Here is a 13,792-nt window from a genome sequence, read left to right on the forward strand (position 1 = left end):
GAAAAAATGAGAAGAGGAGAAAAAGGAAGATGGGGAGTCAATCAGCAGAGCAAAAAAAAGGGATACTATATGCGGCTGGTGCTTACACGATGTGGGGAATCCTACCGATTTATTGGAAATGGGTTGAGGAAGTTCCAGCAGATGAAATATTAGCACACCGCATCGTTTGGGCGTTTGTTTTTATGTTACTCGTATTAGGTGTTACGAAGAGGTTTCGCCAGTTTATTGGGGAATTTGTGAATCTTTTTAAACGACCTAAATTATTAATGTCATTAACAATAGCTTCAGTCTTGATTAGTGGAAACTGGTTTGTTTACATATGGGCCGTTAATCATAATCATGTTATTGAAGCGAGTCTTGGCTATTATATTAATCCGCTTATTAGTATTTTACTTGGTACAGTCGTTTTAAAGGAAAAGTTAAACTTCTGGCAATATGTTGCAGTTGGTTTAGCTGGAGTGGGGGTTATCATTTTAACAGTACGTTTCGGGGCTATCCCGTGGGTTTCTTTATCACTTGCCCTTTCATTTGGATTATACGGATTAACGAAAAAATTGTTAAACTATGATGCGACAATTGGACTTACGATGGAAACGATGTTAGTAACGCCGTTTGCGATTATTTATCTAGTAATGACAGGAGTACATGGTTTCGGCTCATTTGGCTCTATCTCAATGTTATCGACATTACTATTAATAGGAGCGGGTATTGTTACAGCTCTACCACTTTTTTATTTTGCAAAAGGAGCCCAACTTATTCCGCTTTATATGGTAGGTTTTTTACAATATATTGCACCAACAATTAGCTTAATTTTAGGTGTATTCGTATTTGGTGAACATTTCACATCTACTCATATGATTGCATTTTTCTGTATATGGGTTGCATTATTTGTATTCTCGGTAGCGAAGACTAAGTTTTTAGTGCAGAAACAACCGAAATTTATAAAAAATAAATCAGCAAAAGTATCATAATGCGTAGTATTTTCTACGCATTTTTCTTTATACTGATACTATATAGGATTTCCATTATAGCTAGTAAGGAGCTGAGAACATGGAAACAATTTTACATAATGATCCGCTTATGGCAGCTGTAATTTCATGGTTTTTAGCACAATTAACGAAAGTAGTCTTTAAATTAGTTAAAACAGGTGAATTTGATTTTGCAAAGTTTTTTGCTTCAGGTGGGATGCCAAGTTCTCATGCTTCAACAGTTACAGCGCTTGCTACAGGAGTTGGAGTAGTGGAAGGTGTGGAAAGCTCGATGTTTGCGGTTGCTACTATTTTTGCCATTATTGTTATGTATGATGCTTCAGGAGTAAGGCTTGCAGTAAGTAAACAAGCAAAAATATTGAATGACTTTTTTCACGGTAGAGAAACAGAATATAAGAAGTTAAATGAACTTGTTGGGCATACACCGTATGAAGTAGTAGTCGGTGCTTTATTAGGAATTATTGTCGGAGTAGGGTATTGTTTATGAGCAGAACATTTTATATGTTCTGCTTTTCTTTGTTTTTATACATATTCAGCTACCTTTTTGAATATCGTTATACGGATTTCGAAAGGGTGGGTGAGTAACTTGTTATTATATGAAAAAGTGCATGAAGAAATAGCGAGAAGAACAACTGCACTTCAAACAATGCAACGGCAAGATGGTACGTGGCGGTTTTGTTTTGAAGGAGCTCCATTAACAGATTGCCATATGATTTTTTTATTAAAATTATTAGGTAGAGATAAAGAGATAGAACCGTTTGTGAAAAGATTAGCATCACTTCAAACAAATGAAGGAACATGGAAATTGTATGAAGATGAGGTGGGAGGTAATTTATCAGCTACCATTCAATCTTATGCCGCCTTACTTGCATCGGAAAAATACACAAAAGAAGATGCGAATATGAAGCGAGCGGAAATGTTTATAAATGAGCGCGGTGGGGTAGCACGTGCTCATTTTATGACGAAGTTTTTATTAGCGATTCATGGAGAATATGAATATCCTTCTCTTTTTCATTTGCCAACACCAATTATGTTTCTGCAGAATGATTCCCCTCTCAGTATATTTGAATTGAGTAGCTCAGCACGTATTCATTTAATTCCGATGATGTTGTGTTTAAATAAAAGATTTCGAGTAGGGAAAAAGTTATTGCCAAATTTAAATCACATTGCAGGCGGGGGCGGAGAATGGTTTCGAGAGGATCGGTCTCCAGTTTTTCAAACGTTAGTAAGTGACGTGAAGAAAATTATAACGTATCCACTTTCTTTGCATCATAAAGGATATGAGGAAGTAGAACGTTTTATGAAAGAGCGTATTGATGAAAATGGAACATTATATAGCTACGCAACTGCCTCGTTTTATATGATTTATGCTTTACTTGCATTAGGACATTCTATTCAATCACCAATTATTGAGAAGGCTATAATGGGAATTACATCTTATATATGGAAGGTGGAGAGAGGGAGCCATTTGCAAAACTCTCCATCAACTATATGGGATACAGCTTTACTCAGTTATGCTTTGCAAGAAGCTCAAGTTCCGAAAGCAAGTAAAGTGATTCAAAATGCATCAGCATATTTACTAAGAAAACAGCAAACGAAGAAAGTAGATTGGAGTGTACATGCACCGGATCTCTTCCCGGGTGGTTGGGGCTTTTCGGATGTGAATACGACGATTCCAGATATTGATGATACAACTGCTGTGTTAAGAGCATTGGCGCGAAGTAGAGGGAACGAACATGTAGATAATGCTTGGAAGCGAGCGGTTAATTGGGTTAAAGGATTGCAAAATAATGATGGTGGTTGGGGGGCTTTTGAAAAAGGGGTAACGAGCCGTATATTAGCAAATTTACCAATCGAAAATGCAAGTGATATGATTACAGACCCTTCTACACCAGATATTACAGGAAGAGTGCTAGAATTTTTTGGGACGTATACGCAAAATGAATTGCCCGAGAAACAAAAACAAAGTGCGATAAATTGGTTAATGAATGTACAGGAAGAAAATGGATCGTGGTATGGGAAATGGGGAATTTGTTATATATATGGTACGTGGGCAGTGTTGACTGGTTTACGGTCACTAGGAATACCATCTAGCGATTCATCATTGAAACGAGCCGTTTTATGGCTTGAACATATACAGCATGAAGATGGTGGCTGGGGAGAATCTTGCCAAAGTAGTGTGGAAAAAAGATTTGTTACTTTGCCATTTAGTACACCATCCCAAACAGCATGGGCGTTAGATGCCCTCATTTCTTACTATGATAAAGAAACGCCAGTTATTCGAAAAGGTATTTCATATTTGCTCTCCAACCCTTATATAAATGAAAAATATCCTACTGGAACAGGTTTACCAGGTGGGTTTTATATTCGTTATCATAGTTATGCTCATATATATCCGTTGCTTACTTTGGCTCATTATGCAAAAAAATATAGAAAATAAACCGAGAGATGTCTCTCGGTTTATTTTGTTGGGTAGTAGGTCCCTTTTGAAAAGAATAAGGTTGTGATGTACCTTATTTTTCGGTTGATTGGCGCTTTTGACGTGCATCAGCGGCATTTGCACGTGCGTTTGCTTCTAAGTCATTGTGGTCAGCGAGTTCGCGAGAGAACTCAACATCAATGCCATCCGTTGTTTTGCTTTGTTTGAAATTTTTTTTATTCATTCGACACAATCTCCTTGCAATTTATCCCGCATAACGGGTAGTAAAACTCCCACCTTAAAACTCAGATGGAACAAAGAAGCTAGGTGGGAGATTAAATGCCCGATTGGTTCAACTAATAATCAGTGGGGGATGAACAAACTTCCCACTGATTAAAGTTTCACTTTATGCGACGTTGCAAAGTTAGTTTGACACAAATAGACTTTTTTATACAAAGAGGAGTTGGAAAGTAAAAAGCCGAAATATACAGTATAAGTAATAGAAATGGGGGATAGGAATGGAGTTTTTAAATGGGAAAACAGCTGTTGTAACAGGAGCTGCACAGGGAATTGGAAAAGAGATTGCAAGGGTTTATGCAAAGCTAGGGGCGAAAGTATTAATTAGCGATGTAAATGAAGAGACGCTACAAAAAACGACACGTGAGTTATCAGATGAAGGATATGAAGTGTGCTCATATCGATGTGATGTGAGTAATCAAAATGAAGCAAAGTCGTTAATTGAATATGCGGTTCAAAAATTTGGTACATTACATATTTTGGTGAATAATGCTGGAATTACAAGAGACGCAATGTTACATAAAATGGAGAAATCTGCTTGGGAACAAGTATTACAAGTGAATTTAACTGGTGTTTTTTATTGTATGCAACCAGCACTTCTTTATATGAGACAACAAGGATATGGAAGAATTATTAATATTTCTTCTATAAGTAGAGAGGGGAATATTGGACAGGCAAATTATGCTGCAACGAAAGCTGGAGTTGTAGGATTAACAAAAACAGCAGCGAAAGAAGTTGGAAGTTTCGGTATTACTTGTAATGCGATTTGTCCGGGGTTTATGGATACAGATATGACCAAAACGATACCAGATAAAGTGAAAGAAAAGATGGTTGGCGCTATTCCAGTTGGTAGAATTGGAACGCCAGAAGATATTGCGAACGCAGCAGCCTTTTTATCATCAGAATACGCATCTTATATTACAGGTGAAGTACTAAATGTGAGCGGAGGACTGCAAGTTTAAAGGAATACATAATGAAAAGAACCTGACCGGATAGGTCAGGTTCTTTTCATTAATTTAAGTTAAGCCAAACGCTCTTTACTTCTGTATAGTTATTTAATGCATAAGATCCCATTTCACGGCCAAGACCAGATTGTTTAAATCCTCCAAATGGAGATGCTGCATCAAACACGTTATAACAGTTTACCCACACTGTACCTGCACGTACTTTACTTGCAACATAGTGTGCTGTTTTAACATTTTCTGTCCACACACCAGCCGCTAAGCCGAATTGTGATTTATTTGCACGTTCAATTACTTCATCAATATCGTTAAATGGTATTGCAGAAATAACTGGACCGAAAATTTCTTCTTTTGCGATCGTCATTTCATCATTTACGTCAGCGAATACTGTAGGAGAAACGAAGTAGCCTTGATCGAATGGATTACTTCCTCCGCAAAGTACTTCAGCGCCTTCTTCAATCCCTTTTTCAATGTAGCCCATTACACGTTTTTGTTGTTCTTCAGAAACGAGAGGACCAATTGTTGTTTCAGGGTTAAGACCGACACCTTGATTTAGTTTTTTAGAATAGAGGACGAGATCAGCCATGACATTATCATACATTTTCTTCGGAACAAATAAGCGTGATCCAGCAGAGCATACTTGTCCTTGGTTAAACATAACACCAGAAAGTGCACCAGGAATCGCGCGAGATAAATCAGCATCCGGCAAGATGATATTTGGTGATTTACCGCCTAACTCAAGTGTAACGCGTTTTAATGATTCGGATGCTTGTCGCATAATTTGTTTACCGACAGGAGTAGAACCGGTAAATGCAATTTTATCAACGAGTGGATGATTAACGAGAGCTTGTCCAGCTGATTCACCGAATCCAGGTACGATATTAATAACACCTTTCGGGAATCCAGCTTCTTCAATTAATTCAGCTAAGTATAGAGCAGATAGTGGAGTTTGTTCTGCAGGTTTTAAAACGATTGTACATCCTGTAGCAAGCGCTGCTCCCATTTTCCACATTGCCATAAGAAGCGGGAAGTTCCAAGGAATAATTTGACCAACGACACCAACAGCTTCATGGCGTGTATAGTTAAAGTAATCACCGGAAACAGGAATTGTTTGACCAACGATTTTCGTAGCCCAGCCAGCGTAATAGCGCATATGCTCAATTGCAAGTGGGATGTCTGCTGCCATTGTTTCACGGATTGGCTTTCCGTTATCTAATGTTTCGAGCTGTGCAAGCTCTTCTTTATGTTCTTCCATTAAATCAGCTAACTTGTACATGAGACGGCTTCGCTCAGCAGTGCTCATACGAGACCAAGGACCTTCGTCAAAAGCCATACGAGCTGCGACTACAGCTTTATGAATATCTTCGCGACCAGCTTCAGAAACGACGGCAAGTGTTTCACCAGTTGCTGGGTTAGGTGTTTTAAATGTTTTACCGGAAGCGCTTTCAATGAAAGATCCATTCACATATAACTTTTTTGTACCTTGAAGAAACTTCTCTACCTTTTCATGAAGATTTACAGCTAGTTGACTCATTGTATAACCCCCTTGAAAATATAATGTAAACGCAGTACGAGACGGCGCTTATTCCGAAATCAAGGATGTGGAAACTAGATGGAAAGCCTCTAATTAAAATCATAATTAAGAAATACTGAAAATTCAAATTTCATTTGTGTTACAATTGTAAAAAATATGTAATGTAAGAGAATCTTCTATATGATTATAAAAAAATCCTGCTTGTTTTTGCTTTCTAGTAGGAAAAACTAGAAGAACAATGGTACAATAATACATCGTGAGAGGAGGGGTAAAAATGAAAGATTATCATGATGATCCACGCTTTCGAATAGCCCATAGAGAAGCGTTAATTGGTCTTGGACTTGCTATTATTAATTTTATAATTTGGTACGGATTTGCTTATGGGCTTGGTAGTAAAAATCCGAATGAATATACATATGTATTAGGTTTTCCCGCATGGTTTTTTTATAGCTGTATCGTTGGATTTATCGTTATGGTTATTTTACTTAGTTTAGTTGTTCGTTTTGTATTTCAAGATATTTCACTCGATGAGGAAGAAAAAAGTGAGGAATAATAGATGAATTGGTATGTAATCATTCCAATGATAATTTCGTTTATCGTTGTATTTTTAATTGGTGTATATGCTTCAAGACGCGTGCAAGCAACTGCTCATAATAAATTTTTGCAAGAATATTTTCTTGGTGGGCGTGAGCTAGGCGGTTTATTATTAGCGATGACAATGATTGCTACGTACGGTAGTGCAAGTAGCTTTATTGGTGGCCCTGGTATTGCTTACAATATGGGTCTTGGATGGGTACTGTTATCTGCGATTCAAGTTGTAACAGGGTATATCGTTTTAACGGTTATCGGTAAAAAGTTTGCAATTATCGCTAGGAAGATGGAAGCAATTACTCTTATCGATTATTTAAAAGGGAGATACAATAATAAAGCAGTTGTTATACTTTCTGCGTTATGTATTATTATCTTTTTATTTTCAGCGACAGTAGCCCAGTGGGTCGGTGGTGGACGATTAATTGAGTCACTAACGGGGCTATCGTATACAACAGCACTATTTTTATTTACTTTTTCTGTACTTGTGTACGTATTAATTGGTGGATTTCGTGCAGTTGCTCTATCAGATACATTATTAGGAATCATTATGTTAGTTGGAACAACAATCATTTTAATTGCTACTGTCATTGCTGGTGGTGGAATTGAAAAGATTATGCAGGAACTTGTTCAAATTAATCCAAAGTTAATTACACCATTCGGAGCAGATGGCAGTTTAACGAAATCATATGTTACATCATTTTGGATTTTAATTGGAATTGGCGTTGTCGGTTTACCGCAAATTAGCGTGCGTGCCATGTCTTATAAAAATTCAAAAGCGATGCACCAAGCTTTAATAATTGGAACCGTTGTCGTTGGCACAATTATGATCGGTATGCATTTAACAGGTGTATTTGCAAGAGTAGTACTTCCAGGTATAACGGTACCAGATAAAGTAATGCCGCTACTTGCGATGGAAGTGTTGCCACCTTGGTTAGCTGGAGTTTTCTTAGCTGCACCGATGGCAGCGATTATGTCTACAGTAAACTCTTTATTATTACTTGTAAGCTCGTCAATTATTAAAGATATATACGTAAATTACATAAATAAAGATGCAGCAGACAGTACGATAAAAAAAGGAAGTTTGTGGATTACGGGTATTGTAGGACTACTCGTTTATGCAGCGGCAATTAAACCACCAGATTTTTTAATATGGCTAAATTTATTTTCTTTCGGTGGATTAGAAGCAGCATTCATTTGGCCAATCGTATTAGGGTTATATTGGAGGAAAGGAAATGCTACAGGAGCGCTTGCGTCTATTTTAGTTGGGGTAGGCTCATATATGTGTATTCATCTTTTCTATCCAAATCCGTTCGGTATACATACAGTTGTCTTCCCGATTTGTTTTGCGTTTATCGCTTACATCATTGGAAGTATGAGTGCTGTAAAAAAAACAGTATAGGTTAGCTGAAGAAACGTAGTCCTTATAAGACTGCGTTTTTTTGTGTGAATTTGTTCATTTTTTATTCTGTATATCCACGGTTATTCATAAATTAATAACAACTGAGGGGATGGAGTTGAGGTCGATGAAAAAAGTATTATTTTTAGGAGACCCAGGCATTGATGACTCTTTAGCAATTATGTATGGATTGTTGCATCCTGATATTGATATTGTTGGTGTAGTAACGGGATATGGAAATGTAACACAAGAAAAGGCGACAAGTAATGCCGCATATTTATTGCAAATGGCAGGACGGGAAGATATACCTGTTATTAATGGTGCGAAAATTCCTTTATCCGGAGATATTACGACGTATTATCCAGAAATTCATGGGACAGACGGTTTAGGGCCAATTAAACCTCCAAAAACTTTTTCACCAAATATAAAGCCTTTTTGTACATTTTTTGATCTTCTTGAAAAATATAAAGGAGAATTAATAATAGTCGATGCTGGTAGATCAACAACATTAGCGACAGCATTTATTTTAGAAAAGCCGATGATGAAGTATGTGAAAGAATATTATATAATGGGCGGTGCTTTCTTAATGCCTGGCAATGTAACACCAGTCGCAGAGGCGAATTTTCATGGTGATCCCATTGCGTCACAATTAGTTATGCAAAATGCCAAAAATGTAACATTAGTGCCACTTAACGTTACATCTGAAGCAATTATTACACCGGAAATGGTAAAATATATTACGAAACACTCTAAAACGAGTTTTAATAAGTTAATCGAGCCGATATTTACGTACTATTATAAAGCTTATAGAAAGTTAAATCCGAAAATAAAAGGAAGTCCAGTACATGACGTCGTTACAATGATGGTTGCGGCAAATCCATCCCTTTTAGATTATGTATATCGTCGTGTCGATGTAGATACAGTTGGAATTGCAAAAGGAGAGAGTATTGCTGATTTTCGGCCTCAACCTGATGCAAAAGCATTAAAAAATTGGGTGCGAATTGGTTGGTCGTTACATTATAAAAAGTTTCTTGAGGATTTTGTGAAATTTATGACGTAGACATAATAGGAGCATACAAGTTAAAATAATGGAGATGGTTATTTAAATGACCATCTCCATTATTTTGTTTTTAAATGATAAATAGAGAAGAGTTACACAATAGGAGAGGAATTTTACTTGAAAAAAACTATAGTATGCGCAGTAATTGTGGGTATTTTTGTTTTGCTAATATCGGGTAACTTTTTAGTGAAAAAAGTGTGGAGTTCAAATAATGATGATGCACAGTATATTGCATCTTTTATTGAAGAACATAAAGATGAAAAAAATAGTGCGCTTCTAGTAAAGAGAAATGATAAAGTTGTTTATTCTGTAAACCCAAATGTTGTATTGCCAGTTGCTAGTACGATGAAATTAATTGTGGCGCTTGAATATACGAAACAAGTTACTGAAGGGAAAATTGATTCTTCTAGTTTCGTGTCGATTAATGATGTGAATCGTTATTATGTGCCGAATACAGATGGTGGTGCACAAGATAGATGGCAAAAGTATTTGGAGAAGACGGGCAAGATAACTGAAGGAGCGGTTTCTTTAGAAGAAGTGGCAAAAGGAATGGTTAAGTTTAGTTCGAATGCAAATGCTGAATACTTAATGGAATTGTTAGGATTAGATAACATCAATCGAAATTTACAAAGTTTATCACTTCCTGCACATCAACCACTATTTCCAATCGTTTCATCTTTGTATATCCCGGGATATTTGCATAAAGAATTACATGTTCCAAAATATAAAATAGAGAAAAAGTTAAAAGAAATGTCTCAAGAGCAATATCGTGAATATGCGATGATTATTCATGAACGCTTAAAGAAGAAGGGACCATTATTACAGAAGGAAATTCCGCTTTATTTAGAGGAACGTTACGACAAAATTTGGTCAGATAGATTACCAGCAGCTTCTGCAAATGATTATATGGTATTACTTCAAAAGGCAAACCATAAAGGTGGCTTGACAGAGGCTGAAGAAAAAGTGTGGGCAAATATCGTTGAAACAGACATGAGTGCCAAGAAATACCGTAAAACATTCAGACATGCGGGGCAAAAGAATGGTTACACACCATGGACGGTTACAAAAGCAGTTTATGCTATGGATAAACGTGGAAACTGTACAGAAATTGTGTTTTTGGCGAATAATTTAAATGAAGACGATAGTGCAGAAATACGGAAACATTTAGCAAACTTGCATTTCCAAGTGTTGCAAAGTGATAAGTATGATGCGACTTTTATTAAATAAACTCGGTGCAGAGAGCACCGAGTTTATTTTTATGTACAAGCACTTTTTTTCTATCTCTGGGTATGATGGGTAGTAATACTTAGGTGAGAGGGGAAAAGGTGATGAAACAAAGTAAAGAAGAGTTTATAAAGAGTGAAGGCGCTGATTTCCCTGGGAAAACATATGTGGATTGTGTATTACAACATGTATTTGATTTTCAACGAAATTACTTATTGAAAGATATGTTTCAAGTGCATAAAGCACATATTACGATGCTGACGGAAGAAAATTTAATGAAAAAGGAAGAAGCTAAAGTTATATTACACGCATTAAAAAAGGTAGAGGGAATTCCAGAAGAGCAATTGCTCTATACAGAGCAGCATGAAGATCTCTTTTTTTTAGTCGAACATTTAATTTCTCAAGAAGCGAAATGCGATTTTGTAAGTAATATGCATATTGGTAGAAGTAGAAATGATATGGGCGTAACGATGTATCGCATGAGTTTAAGGCGATATGTATTGCGATTAATAGAACATCATTTGTTATTGCAAGAAAGTGTACTGCAACTTGCTGCTGATCATAAGGAAACGATCATGCCAGCTTATACACATACACAACCAGCACAGCCAACAACATTTGGTCATTATACGTTAGCAATTTATGATACGATGCAAAGAGATTTAGAACGAATGAAAAAAACGTACCAGCTTTTAAATCAGTCTCCAATGGGGGCGGCTGCACTCTCTACAACAAGTTTCCCGATTAAACGAGAACGAGTTGCTCATCTACTTGGATTTACAAATGTAATTGAGAACTCATATGATGCTGTTGCTGGAGCGGATTATTTATTAGAAGTTAGCTCGCTACTTATGGTAATGATGACGAATACGAGTAGATGGATTCATGACTTTTTGTTGTTAGCAACGAAAGAATATGACGGTATTACTGTTGCAAAGTCATATGTACAAATCAGTAGTATTATGCCGCAAAAACGAAACCCGGTTTCAATTGAACATGCTCGTGCAATTACGAGTAGTGCTTTAGGAGAAGCATTTACAGTATTTCAAATGATTCATAATACACCATTTGGTGATATTGTCGATACGGAAGATGACTTGCAGCCATATTTATATAAAGGGATTGAAAAGGCAATTCGTGTTTTTTGTATGATGAATGCAGTGATCCGAACGATGAAAGTAGAAGAAGAAACGTTAAAAAGTCGTTCCTATAAACATGCAATAACGATAACGGATTTCGCCGATGTTTTAACAAAAAACTATGAAATTCCATTTCGGCATGCTCATCATGCAGCAAGTGCTATTGCAAATATGTCATTGGAGCAGAAAAAAGAACTACATGAATTACAATTCAAAGAGGTAAATATGTACTTGCAAGAACATTTTAAAATAAATTTATTAGAAAAAGAGTGGAAAGAAATTATATCGCCAGAAGCTTTTATTCAAAAAAGAAATGTATACGGTGGACCGAGTAAAAAAGAGATGGAGCGCATGATCAAAAATCGAAAAGAGTCATTTCAAAAAGAAGAAGATGTATTTGAAAAGGAAAAACAGAGAATTTTACAAGCTGAAAATGCTTTGAATACATTAGCTTTGAATATTATTGAATCGTAAAAGAGGGATTTGATGAATTAATCGCCAATACTTAATTAAACTATGAATAGAGAGAAGAGATTGTCGATGATTCAATTACATGTATATGAAGAGATTTTTCATTTTAAAGAAGATGTTACACCATTTCTAGAAAAGAATGAGCAGGAAAACAATCTCATATTAGGTGTATTACAAATGGTCCAAGAACCGATATTTATGGGGATAGCGAAACAAGGAGAAGAAATTGCGGTTGTATTTCTGCAAACAGAAGAGAAGAAACAAATCATTGTTGCAACTTCTGAAATTGCGGGAGTAACTATTGAGGAACTTGCAAAAGAATTAACGAAAGTATATCCGGATATTCCTGGATTGATCGGTAATAAGAAAATTGTACAGAAATTAGCGGAAGAGATTGCCGTATTAGAAAATAAAAAAACGAATGTTGCAATGGAGCAAGGTGTGTATGAGCTGAACAGAGTAAAGAAGAAGTGTAATGCGAATGGACTTTTCCGAGCGGTAAATAATGATGAATTACCATTAATAGAACAGTGGATATATCAATTTTGTGAAGACGTAAAGCTTCCTACTACGAAAGAAGAAGCAAAACAAACTGCGTATACATTAATAATTACAAATCGACTGTTTGGTTTGGAAGTAGATGGGAAACTCGTTTCTGTAGCTGCAAAAACGAGACCAACTAAAAATAATATAACAGTCAATTTCGTATATACGCCGAAAGAAGCAAGGAAAAAAGGGTATGCATCTCATTGTGTAGCAGCACTTAGTCAACGTATGTTAGATGAAGGCTATCAGACGACTACGTTATATACTGATCTAGCGAATCCGACATCTAATAAAATTTATCAAGAAATTGGTTATGAACAAATTGCGGAATCTGTGCTCATATTTTTAGAGAAGTAAAACAAAAAGGCGTGCTATTTTAGCACGCCTTTTTGTTATTCATCAATTCTAATAACCTCGCCTTGAGGGAATTCCTCAGTTTCTAGTAAGTTACGAATAGCTTTCGCAACATATTCAGGTGATAATAGCTTTCCTTCTTCTTTTAATGCAATGAAGCGGTCTAAATTTGTGAAGTCTTCTTTAGCTGTTTCACGAATTTGTGCTTGCATATTTGTATCAACAACACCGGGGGCAAAAGCGACGATTTTTACTGGATATTCTTTTTCCCATTCTTCAGTTGCTACGCATTGTGTAAACATATTTACACCAGCTTTCGTCGTACAATAAGCGCCCCATCCGAAATAAGGGTTTTTTCCTGCACCAGATGAAATATTTATAACGCGTTTATCTACTTTCCATTCTTTCGTATGTTTCATAAACGTAGATGTAAGAATCATAGGTGCAAGTAAATTAATGTGAACGTTCGTAATGAATTGTTCGCTTTCTGCTTTTTCAATCGGCTTCATAGGTGCAACTGTACCTGCATTATTAATTAAATGAATAGAGGATACATTGTCTTCTTTAATGGATGAAATGATTTCTTTAAAGTTAGTTTCTAAGTTATGTACATCTTGAAGATCTAAGGAATGAAAAATGCAATTGCTGTTATATTGCTCTGCAAGTTTAGTAAGTTCTCTATTTTCTCTTCTAGAAATAGAGATGACAGTTGTACTTTCTTCTAACAATTGAGTGGCAATAGCCTCACCTAAACCTTGTGAAGTTCCTGTTATGATAACGTAGCGCATAGTTTTATAAACTCCTCTCGTA

General features: G+C 36.2%; 13 protein-coding genes. 10 read left to right on the forward strand and 3 right to left on the reverse strand.

Going from position 1 to position 13,792, the window contains the following annotated elements:
• Nucleotides 1-29 precede the first annotated feature (29 nt).
• From rarD to AU379_RS06545, 3 genes are all read left to right on the forward strand, one after another.
• Nucleotides 30-971 (forward strand): EamA family transporter RarD, encoded by a 942-nt coding sequence (rarD, locus tag AU379_RS06535; protein WP_000535537.1) that lies wholly within the window; start codon nucleotides 30-32, stop codon nucleotides 969-971.
• Between the two features lie 79 nt (nucleotides 972-1,050).
• A complete protein-coding gene (locus tag AU379_RS06540) occupies nucleotides 1,051-1,476 on the forward strand; it encodes a divergent PAP2 family protein (RefSeq protein ID WP_000447820.1) in 426 nt (141 codons plus the stop codon).
• Nucleotides 1,477-1,575: 99 nt separating this feature from the next.
• Nucleotides 1,576-3,429 carry a prenyltransferase/squalene oxidase repeat-containing protein gene (locus tag AU379_RS06545; protein ID WP_000928152.1) on the forward strand — a complete coding sequence of 618 codons (1,854 nt, stop codon included), beginning with the start codon at nucleotides 1,576-1,578 and terminating at the stop codon, nucleotides 3,427-3,429.
• 73 nt (nucleotides 3,430-3,502) lie between these two features.
• Here AU379_RS06545 and AU379_RS06550 read toward each other — a convergent pair whose 3' ends face one another.
• Complete coding sequence (locus AU379_RS06550) at nucleotides 3,503-3,652, reverse strand: YfhD family protein (protein WP_001035818.1); 150 nt, start codon at nucleotides 3,650-3,652, stop codon at nucleotides 3,503-3,505.
• Between the two features lie 274 nt (nucleotides 3,653-3,926).
• Between AU379_RS06550 and fabG the strand changes: the two genes are divergently transcribed.
• On the forward strand, nucleotides 3,927-4,667 hold the full coding sequence (gene fabG, locus AU379_RS06555) for a 3-oxoacyl-ACP reductase FabG (protein ID WP_061139028.1): 741 nt from the start codon (nucleotides 3,927-3,929) through the stop codon (nucleotides 4,665-4,667).
• Between the two features lie 49 nt (nucleotides 4,668-4,716).
• On the opposite strand, the gene dhaS is transcribed toward fabG, so the two are convergent.
• Complete coding sequence (gene dhaS / locus AU379_RS06560; RefSeq protein ID WP_000080279.1) at nucleotides 4,717-6,201, reverse strand: aldehyde dehydrogenase DhaS; 1,485 nt, start codon at nucleotides 6,199-6,201, stop codon at nucleotides 4,717-4,719.
• A 274-nt stretch (nucleotides 6,202-6,475) separates the two neighbouring features.
• Here dhaS and AU379_RS06565 point away from each other — a divergent pair, with 274 nt between their 5' ends.
• From AU379_RS06565 to AU379_RS06590, 6 genes are all read left to right on the forward strand, one after another.
• Nucleotides 6,476-6,754: a YhdT family protein gene (locus AU379_RS06565; RefSeq protein ID WP_000656239.1), complete on the forward strand. Its 279-nt coding sequence runs from the start codon at nucleotides 6,476-6,478 to the stop codon at nucleotides 6,752-6,754.
• Nucleotides 6,755-6,757: 3 nt separating this feature from the next.
• Nucleotides 6,758-8,191 carry a sodium/pantothenate symporter gene (gene panF, locus AU379_RS06570; protein WP_001104819.1) on the forward strand — a complete coding sequence of 478 codons (1,434 nt, stop codon included), beginning with the start codon at nucleotides 6,758-6,760 and terminating at the stop codon, nucleotides 8,189-8,191.
• A gap of 124 nt (nucleotides 8,192-8,315) precedes the next feature.
• Nucleotides 8,316-9,248: a nucleoside hydrolase gene (locus AU379_RS06575; RefSeq protein ID WP_000756459.1), complete on the forward strand. Its 933-nt coding sequence runs from the start codon at nucleotides 8,316-8,318 to the stop codon at nucleotides 9,246-9,248.
• 117 nt (nucleotides 9,249-9,365) lie between these two features.
• On the forward strand, nucleotides 9,366-10,475 hold the full coding sequence (locus tag AU379_RS06580; RefSeq protein WP_000751366.1) for a serine hydrolase: 1,110 nt from the start codon (nucleotides 9,366-9,368) through the stop codon (nucleotides 10,473-10,475).
• A 101-nt stretch (nucleotides 10,476-10,576) separates the two neighbouring features.
• Nucleotides 10,577-12,085 (forward strand): argininosuccinate lyase, encoded by a 1,509-nt coding sequence (argH, locus tag AU379_RS06585; RefSeq protein ID WP_000813963.1) that lies wholly within the window; start codon nucleotides 10,577-10,579, stop codon nucleotides 12,083-12,085.
• A gap of 66 nt (nucleotides 12,086-12,151) precedes the next feature.
• Nucleotides 12,152-12,985: a GNAT family N-acetyltransferase gene (locus AU379_RS06590; protein ID WP_000615375.1), complete on the forward strand. Its 834-nt coding sequence runs from the start codon at nucleotides 12,152-12,154 to the stop codon at nucleotides 12,983-12,985.
• 35 nt (nucleotides 12,986-13,020) lie between these two features.
• On the opposite strand, the gene AU379_RS06595 is transcribed toward AU379_RS06590, so the two are convergent.
• Nucleotides 13,021-13,770, reverse strand: a complete 750-nt coding sequence (locus AU379_RS06595) for a (S)-benzoin forming benzil reductase (RefSeq protein ID WP_050822045.1) — start codon at nucleotides 13,768-13,770, stop codon at nucleotides 13,021-13,023.
• Between the last annotated feature and the right edge of the window lie 22 nt (nucleotides 13,771-13,792).

Origin of the sequence: Bacillus sp. JH7 (genome assembly GCF_001563515.1) — a bacterium.
Classification (GTDB): domain Bacteria; phylum Bacillota; class Bacilli; order Bacillales; family Bacillaceae_G; genus Bacillus_A; species Bacillus_A cereus.